At 69.6% G+C, this 18,144-nt stretch carries 19 protein-coding genes; 5 read left to right on the forward strand and 14 right to left on the reverse strand.

Translation table 11 applies throughout. From position 1 onward, the window contains the following. The gene (locus QSJ33_RS04490) at positions 1-351 is read left to right on the forward strand and encodes a hypothetical protein (RefSeq protein WP_285723351.1); all 351 of its coding nucleotides are present in this window, start codon (positions 1-3) and stop codon (positions 349-351) included. On the opposite strand, the gene QSJ33_RS04495 is transcribed toward QSJ33_RS04490, so the two are convergent. From QSJ33_RS04495 to QSJ33_RS04510, 4 genes are all read right to left on the reverse strand, one after another. Further along, positions 352-1,035, reverse strand: coding sequence for a LytR/AlgR family response regulator transcription factor (locus QSJ33_RS04495; protein ID WP_285723352.1), 684 nt, complete (start codon positions 1,033-1,035; stop codon positions 352-354). Then, entirely contained in the window at positions 1,032-2,027 is a 996-nt protein-coding gene (locus tag QSJ33_RS04500; RefSeq protein WP_285723353.1) for a sensor histidine kinase, read from the reverse strand. The genes QSJ33_RS04495 and QSJ33_RS04500 overlap by 4 nt, the downstream gene beginning before the upstream one ends. An 88-nt stretch (positions 2,028-2,115) precedes the next feature. Then, a complete protein-coding gene (gene purD / locus QSJ33_RS04505; RefSeq protein ID WP_285723354.1) occupies positions 2,116-3,420 on the reverse strand; it encodes a phosphoribosylamine--glycine ligase in 1,305 nt (434 codons plus the stop codon). A gap of 40 nt (positions 3,421-3,460) precedes the next feature. Further along, positions 3,461-4,216 (reverse strand): metal-dependent hydrolase, encoded by a 756-nt coding sequence (locus tag QSJ33_RS04510; protein WP_285723355.1) that lies wholly within the window; start codon positions 4,214-4,216, stop codon positions 3,461-3,463. Positions 4,217-4,499: 283 nt separating this feature from the next. Here QSJ33_RS04510 and QSJ33_RS04515 point away from each other — a divergent pair, with 283 nt between their 5' ends. Beyond that, entirely contained in the window at positions 4,500-5,072 is a 573-nt protein-coding gene (locus QSJ33_RS04515) for a hypothetical protein (protein WP_285723356.1), read from the forward strand. 52 nt (positions 5,073-5,124) lie between these two features. On the opposite strand, the gene QSJ33_RS04520 is transcribed toward QSJ33_RS04515, so the two are convergent. Both QSJ33_RS04520 and QSJ33_RS04525 read right to left on the reverse strand, forming a co-directional pair. After that, complete coding sequence (locus tag QSJ33_RS04520) at positions 5,125-5,886, reverse strand: LytR/AlgR family response regulator transcription factor (RefSeq protein WP_285723357.1); 762 nt, start codon at positions 5,884-5,886, stop codon at positions 5,125-5,127. Continuing rightward, positions 5,883-6,977, reverse strand: a complete 1,095-nt coding sequence (locus QSJ33_RS04525; RefSeq protein WP_285723358.1) for a sensor histidine kinase — start codon at positions 6,975-6,977, stop codon at positions 5,883-5,885. The genes QSJ33_RS04520 and QSJ33_RS04525 overlap by 4 nt, the downstream gene beginning before the upstream one ends. Before the next feature lie 168 nt (positions 6,978-7,145). On the opposite strand from QSJ33_RS04525, the gene tpx reads away from it, so the two are divergent. Next, complete coding sequence (gene tpx, locus QSJ33_RS04530) at positions 7,146-7,691, forward strand: thiol peroxidase (protein WP_285723359.1); 546 nt, start codon at positions 7,146-7,148, stop codon at positions 7,689-7,691. Between the two features lie 112 nt (positions 7,692-7,803). On the opposite strand, the gene QSJ33_RS04535 is transcribed toward tpx, so the two are convergent. The 6 genes from QSJ33_RS04535 to polA form a co-directional block, all read right to left on the reverse strand. Next, the gene (locus QSJ33_RS04535; RefSeq protein ID WP_285723360.1) at positions 7,804-8,295 is read right to left on the reverse strand and encodes a 3-isopropylmalate dehydratase small subunit; all 492 of its coding nucleotides are present in this window, start codon (positions 8,293-8,295) and stop codon (positions 7,804-7,806) included. A gap of 2 nt (positions 8,296-8,297) precedes the next feature. Then, entirely contained in the window at positions 8,298-9,587 is a 1,290-nt protein-coding gene (locus QSJ33_RS04540) for a 3-isopropylmalate dehydratase large subunit (protein ID WP_285723361.1), read from the reverse strand. A gap of 10 nt (positions 9,588-9,597) precedes the next feature. Next, complete coding sequence (locus tag QSJ33_RS04545) at positions 9,598-10,797, reverse strand: CaiB/BaiF CoA transferase family protein (protein ID WP_285723362.1); 1,200 nt, start codon at positions 10,795-10,797, stop codon at positions 9,598-9,600. Continuing rightward, on the reverse strand, positions 10,794-11,702 hold the full coding sequence (locus QSJ33_RS04550) for a hydroxymethylglutaryl-CoA lyase (protein WP_285723363.1): 909 nt from the start codon (positions 11,700-11,702) through the stop codon (positions 10,794-10,796). Before QSJ33_RS04550 ends, QSJ33_RS04545 begins: the two co-directional genes overlap by 4 nt. Positions 11,703-11,710: 8 nt before the next feature. Next, a complete protein-coding gene (locus QSJ33_RS04555; protein ID WP_285723364.1) occupies positions 11,711-12,829 on the reverse strand; it encodes an isocitrate/isopropylmalate dehydrogenase family protein in 1,119 nt (372 codons plus the stop codon). A 158-nt stretch (positions 12,830-12,987) separates the two neighbouring features. Continuing rightward, on the reverse strand, positions 12,988-15,798 hold the full coding sequence (gene polA / locus QSJ33_RS04560) for a DNA polymerase I (RefSeq protein ID WP_285723365.1): 2,811 nt from the start codon (positions 15,796-15,798) through the stop codon (positions 12,988-12,990). A gap of 189 nt (positions 15,799-15,987) precedes the next feature. On the opposite strand from polA, the gene QSJ33_RS04565 reads away from it, so the two are divergent. Further along, on the forward strand, positions 15,988-16,440 hold the full coding sequence (locus QSJ33_RS04565; protein ID WP_285723366.1) for a cache domain-containing protein: 453 nt from the start codon (positions 15,988-15,990) through the stop codon (positions 16,438-16,440). 91 nt (positions 16,441-16,531) lie between these two features. Further along, positions 16,532-16,987 carry a cache domain-containing protein gene (locus QSJ33_RS04570; protein WP_285723367.1) on the forward strand — a complete coding sequence of 152 codons (456 nt, stop codon included), beginning with the start codon at positions 16,532-16,534 and terminating at the stop codon, positions 16,985-16,987. A 6-nt stretch (positions 16,988-16,993) separates the two neighbouring features. Here the strand turns inward: QSJ33_RS04570 and QSJ33_RS04575 are convergent, their stop codons facing one another. Together QSJ33_RS04575 and QSJ33_RS04580 are read right to left on the reverse strand one after the other, a co-directional pair. Further along, positions 16,994-17,848, reverse strand: coding sequence for an SDR family oxidoreductase (locus QSJ33_RS04575; protein WP_285723368.1), 855 nt, complete (start codon positions 17,846-17,848; stop codon positions 16,994-16,996). 3 nt (positions 17,849-17,851) lie between these two features. Further along, a complete protein-coding gene (locus tag QSJ33_RS04580) occupies positions 17,852-18,139 on the reverse strand; it encodes a hypothetical protein (RefSeq protein WP_285723369.1) in 288 nt (95 codons plus the stop codon). Positions 18,140-18,144: the final 5 nt, after the last annotated feature.

The following is an 18,144-nucleotide window of genomic DNA, read 5'->3' on the forward strand; positions in this document are numbered from 1 at the left end:
GTGCTCGACCTGATCCTGCTCCCCGTCGCCCTGCTGCTGGCCCTGGGCCTGCGCGCCGCACGGCGGGGCGATCCCCGGCACCACGGCCACCTGATGACCGCGGCCTTCACCCTGGTGGGCATCCGCCTGGCCCTGCCCTTCCCCTACCTGCCCCACGCCCACCGCAGCCTGGGGCTCGGGCTCCTTGCCCTGGCCGCCGGCACCATCCTCCTGGGCCGCCAGGCCCTCGCCTGGCGGGAGGGCCGCAGCCAGCGCGCGGCCGCCCCCCGCATCCACCGCGCCGCAGGCACGTTCACGCTGGTGGTGGCCGCCCTGGCCGCCGTGGCGTGGCTGCTCAGGCGCGGCTTCTGATCACAGCCCCAGGGACCGGCGCACTTCCTCCATGCGCCGGCGGCTGATGGAGAGGCGGCCGGTGGCCAGCACCAGCTCGTCCTCCGCCGTCATCTCCCGCACGGCGTCCAGGCGCACCAGGGCGTTGCGGTGGACCCGCATGAAGCCGTGGTCGGAGAGCCGCTCCTCCCAGTGGGCCAGGGTGCCGTCCACGGGCAGGCGGCCCCCCGGCGTCCAGGCCACGCAGTCCCCCAGGTCCGCCACCAGCGCCTCCACCTCCTCGGGCCTCAGCAGGCGCGTCGTGCCCTTCTTCCGCACGGGGATGCGCAGCCATTCCTTCTGGAGCGGCTCGTCCTTCGGGCGGATGCGCGACAGGGCCTGGGCCACGCCCACCCGCGAGATGGGCTTGAGCAGGTAGTGCACCGCCCCGCCTGCGAAGGCCTCGATGGCGTGCTGCGGATAGGCCGTCACGAAGACCAGCGAGGGCCGGGGTTCCGGCAGCATGTGCATCAGCTCCGTGCCCTTGATGCCCGGCATCTCGATGTCGAGGAATACCGCGTCCGGCCGGTGCTCCGCGACGGCCGCCAGGCCCAGCCGCCCGTTCTCCGCCGCGGCCACCACCGCCACGCCCGGCAGCTCGCCCAGCAACTCCACCAGATGCTGCCGGGCCAGGGGCTCGTCCTCCACGACGACGATCCGGATCATGCCTGCCTCCACCGGAAGCCCACGCGATGCCGGCCATCGACCATTCCCATCTCCAGATCCCCGGGCCGTTCCAGGCGCTGGCGGAGGGTCTCCAGGGCCGTGCCCGTGCCATTGACCGGGCTGCTGCCAGTGCCGGGGTCCTCCACCCAGATCCTCAAGGCACCCTCCGCCCGCTCGGCTCCGATGCGGATCTCGCCGCCCTTTTCGAGGGGTGCCACCCCGTGCTTCACGGCGTTCTCCACCAGCACCTGGAGGGATAGGGGCGGGATCTCCACGGACTCCAGTTCCTCCGGGATGGCCACGACCACCTTCAACCGTTCTCCCAACCGCGCCTGCTCGATGCCAAGGTAGGCCTCCACGAAGGCCAGTTCCTTTTTGATGGGGATGGTGGGCCGCTCCGAGACCTCCACCACTTGCCGGAAGAGCTGGGCCAGCCGTTCGGTGGTGGCCTGGGCGCCCCGGGGATCGGCCTCGATCTGGGCGTGGAGGGTGTTCAGGGTGTTGAAGATGAAGTGGGGGGCCAGGCGGGCCTGGAGGGCCTCCTCCCGGGCCGCCAGCAGGTCGAAGCTGGCGCGCTTGGCCGCCATGGCCTGCTCCATGAGGAAGACCAGTCCCACGAAGATGCTCAAGGGGAGGATGGTCGACACCAGGAAGGAGGCGGGCCGAACCCCCAGGATCAGGGCCGGGAGCAGGACCAGCATCGGGACGGCTCCGCGCCACCCTCCCAGCCGTCCCGAGCTTTCCTTGCGCTCGATCCGAAGCCGTTCCCGCTCGTAGAGGCGGGCGGCCAGCCACCAGAGCGAAGCTGCACCCGCCAGGATCACCGGAAACAGGACAAGCGCCCACTCACCCCGATCGCGGACCAGGAGCAGGATGGGTCCATTGAGCAGACCCACGGTGATGACCACCCGCAGCGCCCACCAGAGGCGCGTGCCCGGCTTCTGCTGCTGGAGCTTGTCCCGTTCGCATCGAAGGTTCGACGGAATCGCCATGGCATTCCCTCCTCACCCCAGTCTGCGGCAGGCCCGCAGCCGCCGAAGCGACCTCCAGCCGGACGGACGGGAATCCGTCACGAACGGCCTACCAGGGGTCCTGGACGGTCCTCCCCGCCTGGGCATGCGCCAGCGCCTTGAGGCCGATGTCCCGGCGGACCTGCATGCCGGGCCAGTGGACGGCGGGGAGGGCGGCGGCGATGGCGGCGCGGGCGGCGGCCAGGTCCGGCGCCGCTGTCGCCAGGTTCAGCACCCGGCCGCCGTGGGTCAGCCACTGCCCCTCCTGCCGGCGGGTGCCCGCATGGATGACCGTGACGGGCGTTCGCCCCAGGGTGATGGGCACGCCCTTCACGGCGGATTCCGGATAGCCCTGGGCCGCCAGCACCACGGTGATGGCCGTGCCGGGCTTCAGGTGGAGCTCACGGGCGACCAGGCGGCCCTGGGCCACCTCCATGAGGAGGGACGGCAGGTCCTCGTCCAGGAGCTGCATGAGGACCTGGGTCTCCGGGTCGCCGAAGCGCACGTTGTACTCCAGCAGCTTCGGCCCCGCGGCGGTCCACATCACGCCCAGGAAGAGCACGCCCCGGGCCAACAGCCCGTCCTTCTGGAGGCCGCGCACCGTGGGCTCCACCAGCTCGCGGCGCATCCGCTCGACATCCCCCGGACGCAGGAAGGGGATGGGCCCGAAGGCGCCCATGCCGCCGGTGTTGGGGCCGCGGTCCTCCTCGAAGATGCGCTTGTGGTCCTGGCAGGCGGGCAGGAGGGCGTAGGCCGCATGGTCCGCGTCCACGTCCACCAGCACGTGCAGGGACAGCTCCATGCCCACCAGGGGCTCCTCGAACACCACGGTCCGGCTGGCCTCCCCGAACTGGCCCGCCAGGAAGGCCTGGAAGGTGGCCAGGGCCTCGGCCTCGTCCTGGGCCAGGACCACGCCCTTGCCGGCCGCCAGGCCGTCCGCCTTCAGCACGATGGGGTAGCCGTGGGGCCAGGACCGGATGAGGGCCTCGCCCTCCGCCAGGTCCGTCACCGTGCGGCTGGCGGCGCAGGGGATGCCGTGCCGTTCCATGAAGGCCTTGGCGAAGGCCTTGCTGCCCTCCAGGCGCGCGGTGGCGGCCCCATGGCCGAAGACCGGCACATCCACGGCGCGCACCGCATCGGCCACGCCGGCCACCAGGGGCGCCTCGGGCCCGACCACCACCAGATCCGGCCGGTGGGCGGCGCACCACGCGGCCACCACCGTCGGGTCCTCCGAATCCAGGGAGTGACAGGTGCCCAGCTCGGCCAGGCCGTCGCTGCCGGGAGCCGCGAACAGCTCCACAGGCGTGGCCGAAGCCTTGAGCTTCAGGGCCATCGCATATTCCCGGCCGCCGGAGCCGAGGAGCAGAACCTTCATGGGGACCTCCGAGGCCCCCAGTATCGCAAAGGATGGGCGCTCAGAACGTGAGCGTCTCGCCGGTCTTCATCACTCGGAGCCGCTTGTCCCCCGCGAAGGCCTTCCGGACCTCGTCCTCCTTGGCCAGGGGCGGGAAGGTGCCGTAGTGCATGGGCACGATGGCCGAGGGGTGGAAGTATTTCCTCACCGCCAGGGCGGCCGTGGCCGGGTCCTCGGTGTAGGGGCCGCCACCCACGCAGAGCAGCAGCAGGTCGGGATGGTACAGCTCCTGGATGAGGGACATGTCCCCGAAGATCCACGTGTCGCCGGTGTGGTAGAGGCTGCGGCCGTCCTTGAAGGTGAGGACGAAGCCCACGGGCCGGCCGCCGGGGGTGCTGCCGTGCATGGCGGGCACCACGTGGATGGTGACGTCGCCCACCTGGAGCCGGCCACCCACATTGCAGCCGAGGATCTGGTCCCCGGGAAGGCCCAGGCTGGAGGCCAGCTCATAGGCCGCGATCACCTTGGCGCCGCTGGCCTTGGCGATGGCCACCGTGTCGCCCACGTGGTCGCCGTGGCTGTGGGTCACCAGGATGGCGGCGGGCTTGTACTTCGCCAGGTCCTTGTCGGCCGCGGGGGTGGCCGGGTCCTGGGTGAGGAAGGGATCGATGAGCAGGTCCGTGCCGCCAGGGGAGACCACCTCGAAGGCGGCATGACCCAGCCAGGTGACCTTGAAGGGCGCCTTGGCCCTGGGGGCCGGCGCGGCGGCCAGGAGCACCGGAACGGCCACCAGGGACAGGAGCATGGATCGGCGCATGGGGACCTCCTCGAAGGCCCATTATGCCCAATTGGCCGTTGCGACATGTTTTTTTCGGATGTTCCCGGCATCCTGTCGGGAATCCCGCCCCTCGAAATCGCCCCTCGCCCCCGGTTCCCCGCGGATCGCCCCCGAATCCTGGTCGCGTCCAGGGACGGTCCACATCCTTCCCGCGTCCTTCCTCTGCCCGCCGGTGCTTCCGCCGGGCAGCCTTCCCGGTTCCCGGACCGGACCCGTCTCCCACCGCCGGGCGCTCCCCGGCCTTTCCCTCCAAGGAGGTCCCATGCGGCCCCTCACGCACTCCCTCGGCGCGGCCATGCTGGCCCTCGCCTCCCTCGGCCTGCAGGCCGAGGACTTCCAGCCCCTGATGAAGGTGACCGAGGCCACCTGGCCCGAAAAGCACCACATCGGGGTGATCTGCGACTACCGGAACAGCCAGGCCGAGGTGAAGGCCCTGGCCCGGGCCGCGGGGCCCGGCACCCTCATCACCGTGGCGGACACCCGCCTGATGGACCACGCCGAAAAAGCCGCCACCCTGCTGGCCTGGCGGAACACCTCCTTCGTGGTGCTGATGCCCCATGACCGGCTGTTCCGCGACGGGTCCTTCGGCGCCAGCCTCGCGGTGAGCGCCCTCGGTCGCAAGGGCGTCCCGGCGGTCGGTACTACCCCCGTGGCCCTCCGGCAGGGTGCGGTCTTCAGCGTGGGCGACGGCACCCGCGGCGAGATCCTCGTGACGGACCGGCTCATCGGCACCGTCGACGTCATCCTGCCGCCGCGCGTCTTCTACGAGCAGAAAGTCGGGCGGCTGCAGCCCGAGGCCGGCTCCGCCGCCATCACGGTCCTGTCCATGCCCTGAACCCCCGCCGCTTCCCGCAGCTCCGGCCCGGCACCCGCCGGGCCGTTTCGCGTCAGGACCACTCCCCGACCTGGTCGCGGTAGGTGCGGCTGAGGGTGAGACGGGTGCCGTCGCGCATGATCACGAGCTGGTCACCGCTGGTCCAGGGCTGGAACTCGCGGATGAAATCCAGGTTCACGATGGCCGAGCGGTGGATGCGCCGGAAGAGCCGGGGATCCAGGCGTTCCAGCAGTCCGGCCATGGTCTGGCGGAGGAGGTGCGAGGTGCCCTCCACGTGCAGGCGGACGTAGTTGTCCTCGGCCTCGATCCACTGGACGGCAGCCATCCGCACGAGGAGGTGCCGATCGCCCTGCTTCACCAGCACCCGGTCCAGCCAGGGGCGTTCCTTGCGCAGGCCCGCCATCAGGGACTCCAGATCGGGCCGGGCCCCCTGCGGGCCGCCCGCCTCCCGGGCGCACCAGCGCCGCGCCCGGGCCAGGGCCGCCTGGAAGCGGGCCGCGTCGAAGGGCTTCAGGAGGTAGTCCAGGGCGTGGACCTCGAAGGCGCGGAGGGCGTGCTGGTCGTAGGCGGTGATGAAGAGGGTCGCGGGCATCCGATCGGCCCCCACGGCCTCGATGACGCCGAAGCCGTCCAGCTCGGGCATCTGGATGTCGAGAAAGACGAGATCGGGCGCGAGATCCTCGATGGCCTGGACCGCCTCCAGCCCGCTGGCGCACTCGGCCACCACGGTCACGTCTGGCGCCTTCTGCAGGAGCTGCCGGATGCGTTGGCGGGCCAGGGTCTCGTCATCCACGATGAGGGCGCGGAGGGTCATGCGCCCCCCGCATCCGGGCCCAGGGGCAGGCGCAGGGCCACCAGGGTGCCATGCCCGGCCATCCCCAGGATGTCGATGCAGTGCCCGCCCTTGTAGAGGAGCCCCAGGCGCGCCCGGACGTTGGAGAGGCCCACCCCTTCCCGGTCCGCCACGAAGCCCTCCCCGTCGTCCTGGACCTCCAGCACCAGAAGATCCGAATCCCGCTTGGCCCGCAGCGTGAGCACGCCCCGCGGCCGGTCCGAAAGGCCATGCTTCAGGGCGTTCTCCACCAGGGGCTGGAGGATGAAGCTGGGGACCTTCGCCTCCAGGAGTTCCTGGGCGATCTCCACCCGCACGGACAGGCGGTCCTGGAAACGGATGCGCTCGATGGCCAGGTAGGATTCGATGAAGGCCAGCTCCTTCCGCAGGGGCACCAGCTGGTCCGGGGGCGCCTCGAGCGTCATGCGGAGGAAGTCCCCCAGCCGGCTGATCATGCTGTCGGCGGCATCGGGATCGGCATGGATGAGCGCCGAGATGGAATGGAGCGTGTTGAAGAGGAAGTGCGGCTGGAGTTGCATGCGCAGGGCCAGGTTCTGCGCCTCCGCGAACCGGGCCTCCAGGCGGGCCGCCTCCACCTCCCGTGCCTTGTACCGCCGGTAGATGCGCAGGCCGTGGAAGGCCGCCACCAGGGCCCACATGAACAGGAGGTTCGTATGGAAGTAGGCCCGGTAGAACCGCGGGAGCCCCTTGGCGGCCTTGGCGAGATCCAGGGGTCCCTTCCATTCGGAGAGGTTGAAGAGGATCGAGATGACGTAGGCCAGAAAGAGGCCGAGGGCCGCCACCAGCACGCTGGCCAGGAGGTGGAGGCCCCAGGTGCGCCATTCCCGCCAGGCGAAGGATTCGATGGGCCTCCGGTTCGCCAGCCAGACCAGGAAGAGCCCCAGCAGGCCCCAGGTACCGTTCTGGAGCAGGTTGAGGGCCAGCAGGCGGAGGGGCGAGGACGAGGGATAGAGCGCCCAGTCCCAGGAGGCCATGTAGAGCCCCAGCAGGCCCCAGATGCCCCAGTACCACGCCCACCTGCGGTCGAAGGCCGCCCCCCGGGAGTCCGACATGGCCCCAGGCTAGAGACAGATCTCGTCCCTGGCCAGCACTTGGGGGCGAGCCGCACGGAGGCGGGGGTGGGCCGCCGGCCGGATTCAGCCCCCTTCCAGGTGGAATGATCATCACCCATGGATCTCTTTTGGGGCCTGGCGTATGTTGTGGGCGGCACCGGAGGTCCCATGGCCACGATCCTGCTGAACGGCAAGCCCACCCACACCCGCGGCGAGCTGCCCACCGTCGGCTACGCCACGCCCGACTTCACCCTCACGCGGAAGGACCTCGGCGAGGTCACGAACGTGGACCTGGAGGGGAAGCGGGTGCTGATGAGCCTCTTCCCCAGCCTGGACACCGCCACCTGCGCCCAGAGCGTGCGGACCTTCAACCGCCTGTCGGCGGACCTGGCCGACACCATCCTGCTCTGCGTCTCCATGGACCTGCCCTTCGCCCAGTCCCTGTTCTGTGCTGCCGAGCACACGGATCGCGTGGTGACGGCCTCGGCCTTCCGGCATCCCGAGTTCGCCGAGGCCTTCGGCGTGCTGCTCGTGGATGGCCCCATGCGCGGCCTCCTGGCTCGCGCCGTGGTGGCCCTCGACGAGAACGGCACCGTGGTCCACACGGAGCTGGTCCGCGAACTGACGGACGAGCCGGACTACGACGCCGCCATCCACGCCATCCGCAACCACCACCACCCCTGCCCCGAGGACGCGGCGTTCACGACCGAGTAGCGGGGACAAGGCGGGACGCAGAGGACGCAGAAATCCGCGGGGGACACAGGGAAGATCCTCTTTAGGGTCCTTCTCTGTGTCCTCAGTGTTCCAGCTTTGGCTCCAGGCCCGCTCAGGCCTTGGCCATCAGCCGGGCGCGGGTGTAGGGGATGAGCCCGCCGGCATCCATGATGCCCTTGCGGGCGGCGGGCAGCTGGACCTGGTCGAAGGCCCTGCCGGTGGTGCGGTTGAGCACCTGGTCCGCGGTGATCTCCAGCTCGTCGCCCTCGCCGGCTTCGATGCCCGGGCAGATCACGACCTTCAGGCCGAGGTTGATGCTGTTCTGGAGGAAGATCCGGGCGATGCTCCGCGCCACCACGACCACCTCGTGACCCTTGAGGGTGGAGCAGGCCTGCTCGCGGCTGGAGCCGCAGCCGAAGTTCTCGCCGCCCACGATGACGGAACCCGCGGGGAAAGCCTTGGCCTTCAGCTGGGCGTTGAAGTCCGTGCGGTCGAAGAAGGCGAACTGGGGGGTCTCGGAGGGCAGCACCGTGGCCATGAAGCGGCCCGGGTAGATGTCGTCCGTGCTGATGTCGTTGCCGAGCGCGAGGATGACCTTCGACATGATCAGGCTCCCTTCCGAGGATCGGTGATGACGCCGGTGAGGGCCGAGGCCGCCGCCACCGCCGGGCTGCAGAGGTAGACGTCGCCGGTGGGATTGCCCATGCGCCCCTTGAAGTTCCGGTTGGTGGTGCTGAGGGCCACCTCGTGGTCGCCCAGGGCGCCCTCGTGGACGCCCAGGCACGGGCCGCAGCCGGAGTTCATCACCACCGCCCCGGCCTTCATCAGGTCGAGGACATAGCCCTTGTCCAGGGCCTGGGCGAAGATCCGGGTGGAGGCCGGGAACACCAGCATGCGCGTCCCCTCGGCCACCTTCTTCCCCCGCAGGGTGTCGGCGGCGATGGCCAGGTCGTCCAGCCGGCCGTTGGTGCAGCTGCCGATGACAATCTGCTGCACCTTCGTGCCCTGCACCTGCTCGATGGGCTTCACGTTGTCCACCATGTGGGGGCAGGCGATCTGGGGCGCCAGCGTCGAGACGTCGATCTCCACGGTCTGGACGTAGGCGGCGTCCGCGTCCGCGGTCACGCAGGGGATGGCCTCCGTCACGCCCGCCTCCTCGCGGAGGTAGCGCACCGTCTCCTCGTCGCCGGGGACGATGCCGGAGGTGGCGCCCGCCTCCACGCTCATGTTGCAGATGGCGATGCGGCCGCTGGTGCTCATCCTCCGGATGGTCTCGCCGTGGAACTCCAGCACCTTGTAGTTGGCGCCCTGGGCGGTGAGCCGCCCGATGAGGTGGAGGATGAGGTCCTTCGGGCCCACGAAGGGCGGGAACTCGCCCGTCACCACCACCTTGATGGTGGCGGGCACCTCGATGTTCACGGCGATGCCCAGGCTCCAGGCCGAGGCCATCTCCGTGGCGCCGATGCCGAAGCTGAAGGCGCCGAGGGCCCCGTGGCTGGTGGTGTGGGAGTCGGTGCCCACCACCACGAAGCCCGGCCGGACATAGCCGTACTCGGGGAGGATCTGGTGGCAGATGCCGCCCCGGTCGCCGCGGATGTCGTGGAACTTCGAGATCCCGTTGGCCGCCACGAACTCGCGGATCTTCTTCTGGTTGGTGGCGGTCTTGGGGGATTCCGCCGGCACGCGGTGGTCGAAGATGATGGCGATGCGGGAGGGATCCCACACCTTCGGGGCCAGGCCCGTGCCCGCGAACACCTCCTGGAACTGGTTGATGACCAGGGCCGCGTTCTCGTGGGACATGGCGAGGTCCACCTTCGGCTCCACCACGTCCCCGACCTGAACGGACGGCAGGCCCGCCGCGCGGGCCAGGATCTTCTCGACGACGGTCATGCCCATGGGAATCTCCTCAGATGACGCCTTTGGATTTCAGTTCAGCCAGATCGGACGCCCCGAGGCCCAGGGCGGCGTAGACCTCGGCGTTGTGCTCGCCAAGGGTGGGCGGCGGCGTGTCCACGGTTCCCGGCGTCTTCCCGAACAAGGCCGTGAGGCCGAAGACCTCGACGTCCCCGAGTCCCGCCACCGGCACCTTCTGGAGGACGCCCCGGTGCTGGATCTGCGGCTGCCGCAGCGCAGCCTCCAAATCAAGGATCTCCCCGCTGGGCACGTCCTTCGCATTCAGTTCCTCTACCCAGAAACCGGTAGGTTTCTGGGTGAGCCGGGCCTCCAGCAGGGGGGTGAGCGCCTTCCGGTTCTGCTTGCGGGTGTCCCGCTCCTGGAAGCGCGGATCGGTCTTCAGCTCCGGCACCTCCAGCACGTCGCAGACCGCCTCCCATTGCTCCTGCTTGTTGGCGGCGATGTTGATGTGGCCATCCTGCGTGCGGAACGTGCCGCTGGGGGCCGCCGTGAAGTTGTCATTGCCCATGAGCACGGGCTGCTGGCCGCCGATGAGCAGGTTGGCCGCCACCCAGCCCATGAGGGGCATGATGCTGTCCAGCAGGGCCACGTCGATGAACTGGCCCTCGCCGGTTCGCTCCCGGTGGAAGAGGGCCGCCATGACGGCGAAGGCCGCGTTGAGGCCGCCCACCGTATCGCAGACGGGGAAGCCGGTCCGGAGAGGGTTCAGCCGCTCGTCGCCGTTCACCGCCATCTCGCCCGAGAGGCCCTGGATGATCTGGTCGTAGGCGGGCTTGAGCGCGTCGGGGCCCGTCTGCCCAAAGCCCGAGATGGCGCAGTAGATGAGTTTCGGATTGAGCTCCGCGAGGGCCGCATAGCCGAGGCCCAGCCGGTCCATGACGCCCGGGCGGAAGTTCTCCACCACCACGTCCGCGTCCTTCACCAGCCTGCGGAAAAGCTCCTTGCCTTCGGGGGCCTTGGTGTTCAGGGTGATCGACTTCTTGTTGCAGTTCTGGGCCAGGAAGCTGGTGCCCATGAGCCGCTTGTTCAGGTCGGGCAGGATGCCCAGCTTGCGGGCCAGGTCGCCATCCTTGGGGTTCTCCACCTTGATCACGTCCGCGCCCAGCAGGGCCAGGTGCAGCGTGGTGAAGGGCCCGGACAGGACGTTCGTGAGGTCCAGGACCTTGATGCCCTCGAGGATCCTCCGGCTCATGCCTTCCCCTTCGCGGTGATGGGCCCGGTCTTGTAGACGCAGCCCGGCAGCTCGCGGCCGAAGAAGGCGGCAACCTCCTGGGCGACGCCCACGAGGGCGCCGATGTCGATGTCGGCCCGCTGCCCGTTGCGCTGGAGGCCGTGCACCAGGTCCTCGGTGGCCACGTTCCCGGCGGCGACCTTGGTGAAGGGGCAGCCCCCGAGGCCGCCGAAGCTGGTCTCGATGGCGCTGGCGCCCGCGTCAAGGGCGGCATAGACACTGGCCATGCCCAGGCCGTAGGTGTTGTGGATGTGGGCGGTGACCTCGGCGGAGGGATCCAGCTCGCGCACGCAGCGGATGTAGCGCCGGACCTGGGCGGGGTGGGCGTGGCCCGCGGTGTCGGCGAGGCTGATGCTGTGCAGGCCCGCCTCGAGGTAGGCTTCCACGATGCCACGGACGCGATCGAAGGGGATGGCGCCCTCGAAGCCGCAGCCGAAGGCGCTCTGCACGCTGACCTGGACGCGCCGCCCGGCCTTCTGGGCCGCCCGGGCCATGGCCACGATCCGCTCCGTGGCCTCCTCCGTGGACATGCCCGTGTTCTTCAGGCTGTGGGTGCCCGAGGCGGAGACCCCCATGCAGATGAGCCCGACCCCCACCTCCAGGGCCCGCTCCAGGCCCTTCTCGTTGAGCACCAGGCCCGAGAAGGTGGCGGTGTGGGACGCTGCGGCGAGGACCCGGAAGAGCTCGTCCGTGTCCGCCATCTGGGGCAGCTTGTCCCCCCGGACGAAGGACCCCACCTGGACGATGTCCACGCCGGAATCCGCCACCCGGCGGATCCAGTCGAGCTTCACCTCCGTCGGGACGACCTGCCTCTCGGCCTGCAGGCCATCGCGGGGGCCGACTTCGTGGATGAGGATCCGTTTCATGGCCGGCCTCAGAGCTTCCTGGCGATCGCCTCGCCCATGTCGAGGGTCGTGGCGCTGCCGCCCATGTCGTAAGTTCGGACCTTCCCTTCGGCGATGACGGCCGCCACGGCCTTCTCCAGGCGGGTGCCCTTCTCGGTCTCGCCCAGCCAGTCCAGCATCATCTTGGCGGCCAGGATGGTGGCGATGGGGTTCACCTTGTACTGGCCGGCGTACTTCGGCGCGCTGCCGTGGCTGGGCTCGAAGACCGCCAGCTTCTCCCCGATGTTGCCGGAGCAGCCGAAGCCCAGGCCGCCCACCATCTGGGCCGCCAGGTCGCTGATGATGTCGCCGAAGAGGTTCGTGGCCACCATCACGCCGTAGTTCTTCGGGTTCTTCAGCATCCACATGGTGATGGCGTCCACGTTGGCGTCGTCCATGGCGATGCCGGGGTATTCCTTGGCGATGCGCTTGCCGGTCTCCAGGAACATGCCCTCCGTGGCGCGCACCACGTTCGCCTTGTGGATGACGGTCACCTTGGGATAGCCGAACCGCTTCGCGTACTCGAAGGCGGCACGGATGATCCGCTCGCAGCCCTTCTTCGTGTTCACCTTGCAGGTGATGGCGAACGCGTCCCCGGGCAGGTCGGCGAAGTGGCCGAAGGGCTTGCTGTGGGCCTTCAGGACGGCCTTGACGTCGTCGGGCACGGGGCTGAACTCCACGCCGGCGTAGAGGTCCTCCGTGTTCTCCCGGAACACCACCATGTCGATGCCGTCCTGGTAGTTCAGGGGATTGCCGGGATAGGCCTTGCAGGGGCGGAGGCAGGTGTAGAGGTCGAACATCTGGCGCATGCGGACGATCGGACTCCGGTACACCAGCCCCTTGCCCCTCAGCTCGGGCACCAGCTCCGCTTCGGCATCCTTCACGGGCTTCGAGGTGATGGCGCCGAACATGGCCGCATGGCTCTGCTTCAGGAGGTCGACGGTGCGCTGGGGGAAGGCCTCGCCCTCCTTGCACCAGAACTCCCAGCCGATGTCCCCGTGGGTGTAGGCGGCATCGAACTTCAGGGCGTCGAGGCAGATCTTCGCAGCCTCCATGACCTCCACGCCGACGCCGTCACCCGGCAACCACGCGATGTTGAACTGGCTCATGTTCGGATCTCCTGGCAGACGGATGGACGCGGCCTTCCCGCGAGGAAGGGCCGCAACAATGATGACGTCCAGGGGGTTTTTACGACCTGACCGCCGTCACAAGTCCCCCGGAACACCAGGGAAAAACGAGATCCGCCGTACGAACTGTCAAGCGCCTGTCACTTGCAGGCCAGCCAGCTGGCCCCGGTCCTGACCTCGGCGGCCAGCTTCACGCCCAGGGGGCCCAGGTCGTCGGCGCCCTCCATGGCCTCCCGGAGCATCCCCGAGGCCCGATCCACCTCCTCCGGCGGAGCCTCCATCAGCAGCTCGTCATGGACCTGCAGGAGGAGCCGCGCCTTCAGGCCCGAGGCCTCGAGGTCGCGATGGAGCCGGACCATGGCCCGGCGCATGAGGTCCGCCGCCGTGCCCTGGACGATGGTGTTCACCGCTTCCCGGAGTCCCTGCGCCTGCAGCTGCTTGTTGGGGCTCTCCAGCTCGGGGATGCGGCGGATGCGGCCCCAGTGGGTGCGGACCAGTCCCTCGGCGAGGGCCTGGGCCTTGGCGCCCTCGATCCAGGCGGCGACCTTGGGCATCCGCTCGAAATAGCGCTCGATGAAGGCCTTGGCCTCCTTCTGGGTGATCCCCAGGTTGGCGGCGAGGGCGAAGGCACCCTGGCCGTACAGCAGGCCGAAGTTCACGGCCTTGGAGGCGCTGCGCTGCTCGGGGGTGACCTGGTCCATGGGGACGTTGAAGACTTCCGAGGCCGTCCGGCGGTGGATGTCCTCGCCGGCCTCGAAGGCCCCGAGCAGCACCGGATCCTGGGCCAGGGCCGCCACCACCCGCAGCTCGATCTGGCTGTAGTCCGCATCCAGGAGCACCCAGCCCGGTTCAGGCACGAAGGCCCCGCGGATGGCCCGGCCCTCCTCGGTGCGGATGGGGATGTTCTGCAGGTTGGGATCGCTGGAGGCCAGGCGTCCGGAAGCCACCGCCGCCTGGTGCAGGCGCGTGTGCACCCGGCCCGTGACGGGGTTCACCATCTGGGGCAGCGCCTCCACGTAGGTGCCCAGCAGCTTCACCATCTGGCGATGGCGCAGCAGCTCGCTGGCGATCTCGGCGCCCTGGGTCTCCGCCAGCTCCTGCAGCACGTCCTCGTCGGTGCTGGGGGCCTTGGTCTTGCCGGTGAACTTCACGGGCTTGAAGCCCAGCTTGTCGAAGAGGATGCGGCCCAGCTGGGCCGGGCTGTTGAGGTTGAAGGGCTCGCCGGCGAGCTCCAGCACCCTCGCCTGGGCCCGTTCGCGCTCCGCGTGCATGCGCGCCGCCAGCCGGGCGAGCTCACCCAGATCCAGGCGGACCCCGTGGCCTTCCAGGGCCGCCAGCACCGCCACCAGGGGCAGGTCCACCTCCGCATAGAGCCTCGCCAGCCGGCCGTCCGTGAGCCCCTGGCGGAGCCTGTCGCAGAGCTGCAGGGCCAGGTCCGCGTCCTCGGCGGCGTACTGCACCGCCCGCTCGAACTCAGCCTCGTCGAATCGCTTCTGGCCCTTCCCCTTCCCCACCACCTCCTCGAAGGCAATGGGCTTCACGTCCAGCAGCCGCACGGACAGGTCGTCCAGGTTGTGCCGGACGCCGCTCTCCAGAAGGAAGCTCAGCACCATGCTGTCGTCCGCCACACCGCGCACGGGCAGGCCGTGGCGGGCCAGCACCTGGAGGTCGTACTTCAGGTTCTGCCCGCACTTCGCCACCGCCGGGTCCGCCAGCAGGGGCGCCAGCACGCGGCGCGCCTGGGCGAAGGGGAGGTTCCGGCCATCCAGGTGCGGCGCCAGCTCGGCGAAGAATCGTTCCGGGTCGCCCCGCAGGTCCAGCATCGAATCCGGCAGGCCGCTGTCCGGCAGGAGGCCGGGGAGCGCGCCTTCGGTATCCGCCGTGGGCGGTTTGAGGTGGGCAAGGGGCACGTAGAGCCCCTCGTTGGCGTTCCAGGCGAGGCTCAGGCCCACGAGGTGCCCCCGGGTGGGATCGATGCTCGTGGTCTCGGTGTCCAGCCCGAAGCGGCCCGCGGCGCGGCAGGCGGCCACGGCCTCCTCCAGGTCCATGAGTGTGGCCGCGGCCCGGTACCGGCGCACGGAACCGGCCTGCTCGGCGCTCTGGGTGAACTCCTTGGTGAGGGTCTGGAAGCCCAGCTCCTTGAAGGTGGTCCGCGCCCGCTGCTCGTCCACACCGCCGTAGGCGAGGTCCCTGGGATGCAGGGGCAGGGCCAGGTCCGTCACCACGGTGACGAGGCGCCGGGTCAGGTCAAGCCAGCCGGTCTCGGGATCCGTGGCCGTCTCCAGGCCCTCGCGCTGCTTCGGCTTCAGGAGGGCCTTCGCCGCCAGCACGCCGTCCAGGCTGCCGTGCTGCTCCAGGAGCAGGGCCGCGCCCTTCTCGCCGATCCCGGGCACGCCCTTCACGTTGTCCGAGGCGTCGCCCACGAGGCTGAGGAAGTCCACGATCTGCTCGGGCCACACGCCCATGCGGGCCTTCACGCCCTCGCGGTCGTGCCAGACCTCCCCGTCCTTGGTGTTGAGCACCTGGATCCTGCGGGTGTCGTCCACGAGCTGGAGCAGGTCCTTGTCCGGGCTCACGATCACCGAAGGCAGGCCGTGCTCCGCGGATTCCCGGGCCAGGGTGCCCATCACGTCGTCGGCCTCGTAGCCGTGCAGCTCCACGATGGGAATCCCCAGGGCCTCCACCAGCTGGCGGATCATGGGGATCTGGGGCCGCAGGTCCTCCGGCATCTCGGCCCGGTTGGCCTTGTACTCGGGGTAGAGCTCGTGGCGGAAGGTGGGCTCCGGCGTGTCGAACACGCAGGCGATGTGGGTCGGCTTGTGCTTCTCCAGCAGCTGCAGCACCAGCCGCGTGAAGGTGTACGCCGCCCCGTTCTTCAGCCGCGGATTGGCGAAGTACGCACGAAAAATGAAGGCGAAGGTGTCGATGAGGTAAAGGCGATCCTCAGCCATGGGCCGCCTCCGTGCCGAACGGCGAGGTCTCGCGTATCTGCGCAGCGGATACCGAGAGAATGAAGGCGAAGGTATCGATGAGGTAGAGGCGGTCTTCGGACATGGCCCCAGTCTGGCAGGCCCGCCCGGATTCATGCTCCCCCGGAGCCTGACGATAGGCTGGTGCACAGCCCGAACCGGGAGGAACCCATGGCGTCCCGCACCCTCGTCCTTCCCCTCCTCGTCTGCCTCGCCGGCTCCCTGGCCGCCCAGGACCAGAAGGCCAAGGCCCAGGCCCTCGTGAAGGAGGCCATCGCCTTCGAGCGCTCGAACGGGCGGGAGGCCCTGCTGCGGGAGACCAACCAGGGTTCCGGCCGGTTCCATGTGAAGAGCGGGGACGACCTCTACATCTTCGTCTACGACCTGAAAGGCACCTGCCTGGCCATCGGGTTCCAGAGCCAGCTGGTGGGCGTCAACCGGTGGAACGTCCGGGATCCCGACGGGAAGTACTTCCTGCAGGAGATCCTCCAGACCGGGCAGGCCAAAGGGGGCGGCTGGGTGGACTACAAGTACCCCAACCCCAAATCCGGCAAGATCGAGGCGAAGACCTCCTTCGTCGAGGCGGTGGATGGCATGGTGGTGGGCTGCGGCATCTACAAGTAGCCACGGCGGCCCCGGGTCCCGAACGCGCGACGAAAATTCAGGACTTCCCCGGTCGGGGCGATAATGGATCCAGGCATCCAGAGGAGGACCCATGCGTCTCCGCCTACCCATCTCCGTCCTGGCCTGTGTCCTGGCCCTGCCCCTGGCCTCCCAGGCCAGCGAACGCCCCAAGGCCGAGGCCCTGGTCAAGGAAGGGGTCGCCTACCTGAAGGCCCATGGCAAGGAGGCCTTCCTCGCCGAGATCCAGTCCGGCACTGGACGATTCCACTTCAAGCCCGGCAGTCCCCTCTACCTGTTCGTCTACGACACCAAGGGGATCACCCTCGCCCACGGCGCCACGCCCGGCGCCGCCGGGACCAACCGCTGGGGCATGAAGGACCCGGACGGCAAGCTGCTGATCCAGGAGATCATCAAGGTGGCGCAGCAGAAGGGGGGAGGCTGGGTGGACTACAAGTTCCCCAACCCGGCCAACGGCAAGGTCGAGGACAAGACCTCCTACTGCCTGGCCGAGAACGGCCTCGTCATCGGCTGCGGGATCTACAAGTAGCCGGCCTCACCGCAACCCATAGGCCCGGCGCAGGAGCGCCTCCCACCAGGCGGCGGGCAGGAGCGCCTTCGCCTTCCCGGCCCAGAAGGCGTCCCGTCCGATCACCACGCGCCGGGGAGGACGCGCGGCCGTCAGGGCCTTGAGGATCCTCCGGGCGCAGGGCTCCACCGCCATGGCGAACCGCTGGCTCTGGTCCTTGCGGACGGCCAGGTACCGCGCGAGGATCCTCTCGTAGCGGGAGCCCCGGGCCCGCTCGGGGAGGTCGCCCCACGCCTTCGCCAGCGACTCCCGGAACTCCGTACGGATGGCCCCGGGCTCCACCAGGACCACGGCCACCTCCCCGCCGACCTCCAGGCGCAGGGTCTCCGCCAGTGCCACCACCGCGTGCTTGGAGGCGTTGTAGGGCCCCGCGAGCGGGATGGAGAGGCGGCCCAGCATGGAGGCCACCTGCAGGATCCTCGCCCCGCGCTCCCGCCTCAGGAGGGGCAGGAAGGCCTGCGTCATGGCGTGGAGGCCGATGACGTTGGTCTCGAACTGGGCCCGCAGCTCCTCGGGGCGCAGGAGCTCCAGGGGCCCCACCTGGCCGTAGCCCGCGTTGTTCACGAGGGCCTTCAGGGGCAGGTCCGCGCAGGCCGCCGCGGCGGCGGCGATGCTCCCGGCCTCCGTCACGTCCAGGGCCAGCACCCGCAAATCCGGCCCCGGCGGCATGTCCGCCATCGTCTCCGGCCGGCGGGCCGTGGCCACCACGCCCCAGCCCGCCGCGCGGCAGAGGGGCACCAGGGCCCGTCCGATGCCCGTCGAACAGCCCGTGATGATCACCCAGGGCCGGATCGCCGTCCCTGGGCCTTCCGGTGAACCCATCCCCTACTTCTTCTTGGCCGGGGCCTTCGCGGCGCCCTTGCCTTCGATCTTCGTGGCCACCTGCTTGTAGGTGACGGTCACCTTGTCGCCGACCTTGAGGGCATCCTTGCCCTGGGTGCCGCCGTCGGTGTAGAAGCGCCAGGCCTCCTTGCCGAGGTCGAGGGTGAAGCTGTCGCCCGAGACCTCCTTCACGGTACCGGTCTTCTGGTAGCTGGCCGCCGCGGCGGCCCAGCCGAGGACCCCGCCGAGCATGGTGCCGGCGAGAACCAGAGCCAAGGTCTGTTTGCGCATGGGAC

Origin of the sequence: Geothrix rubra, assembly GCF_030268065.1 — a bacterium.
GTDB lineage: Bacteria > Acidobacteriota > Holophagae > Holophagales > Holophagaceae > Geothrix > Geothrix rubra.

Bases quoted from the DNA above. Each gene is read 5' to 3' on its own strand.
- QSJ33_RS04495 (WP_285723352.1), bottom strand. From the start codon at position 1,035: ATGATCCGGATCGTCGTCGTGGAGGACGAGCCCCTGGCCCGGCAGCAT.
- QSJ33_RS04500 (WP_285723353.1), bottom strand. From the start codon at position 2,027: ATGGCGATTCCGTCGAACCTTCGATGCGAACGGGACAAGCTCCAGCAG.
- purD (WP_285723354.1), bottom strand. From the start codon at position 3,420: ATGAAGGTTCTGCTCCTCGGCTCCGGCGGCCGGGAATATGCGATGGCC.
- QSJ33_RS04510 (WP_285723355.1), bottom strand. From the start codon at position 4,216: ATGCGCCGATCCATGCTCCTGTCCCTGGTGGCCGTTCCGGTGCTCCTG.
- QSJ33_RS04515 (WP_285723356.1), top strand. From the start codon at position 4,500: ATGCGGCCCCTCACGCACTCCCTCGGCGCGGCCATGCTGGCCCTCGCC.
- QSJ33_RS04520 (WP_285723357.1), bottom strand. From the start codon at position 5,886: ATGACCCTCCGCGCCCTCATCGTGGATGACGAGACCCTGGCCCGCCAA.
- QSJ33_RS04525 (WP_285723358.1), bottom strand. From the start codon at position 6,977: ATGTCGGACTCCCGGGGGGCGGCCTTCGACCGCAGGTGGGCGTGGTAC.
- tpx (WP_285723359.1), top strand. From the start codon at position 7,146: ATGGCCACGATCCTGCTGAACGGCAAGCCCACCCACACCCGCGGCGAG.
- QSJ33_RS04535 (WP_285723360.1), bottom strand. From the start codon at position 8,295: ATGTCGAAGGTCATCCTCGCGCTCGGCAACGACATCAGCACGGACGAC.
- QSJ33_RS04540 (WP_285723361.1), bottom strand. From the start codon at position 9,587: ATGGGCATGACCGTCGTCGAGAAGATCCTGGCCCGCGCGGCGGGCCTG.
- QSJ33_RS04545 (WP_285723362.1), bottom strand. From the start codon at position 10,797: ATGAGCCGGAGGATCCTCGAGGGCATCAAGGTCCTGGACCTCACGAAC.
- QSJ33_RS04550 (WP_285723363.1), bottom strand. From the start codon at position 11,702: ATGAAACGGATCCTCATCCACGAAGTCGGCCCCCGCGATGGCCTGCAG.
- QSJ33_RS04555 (WP_285723364.1), bottom strand. From the start codon at position 12,829: ATGAGCCAGTTCAACATCGCGTGGTTGCCGGGTGACGGCGTCGGCGTG.
- polA (WP_285723365.1), bottom strand. From the start codon at position 15,798: ATGGCTGAGGATCGCCTTTACCTCATCGACACCTTCGCCTTCATTTTT.
- QSJ33_RS04565 (WP_285723366.1), top strand. From the start codon at position 15,988: ATGGCGTCCCGCACCCTCGTCCTTCCCCTCCTCGTCTGCCTCGCCGGC.
- QSJ33_RS04570 (WP_285723367.1), top strand. From the start codon at position 16,532: ATGCGTCTCCGCCTACCCATCTCCGTCCTGGCCTGTGTCCTGGCCCTG.
- QSJ33_RS04575 (WP_285723368.1), bottom strand. From the start codon at position 17,848: ATGGGTTCACCGGAAGGCCCAGGGACGGCGATCCGGCCCTGGGTGATC.
- QSJ33_RS04580 (WP_285723369.1), bottom strand. From the start codon at position 18,139: ATGCGCAAACAGACCTTGGCTCTGGTTCTCGCCGGCACCATGCTCGGC.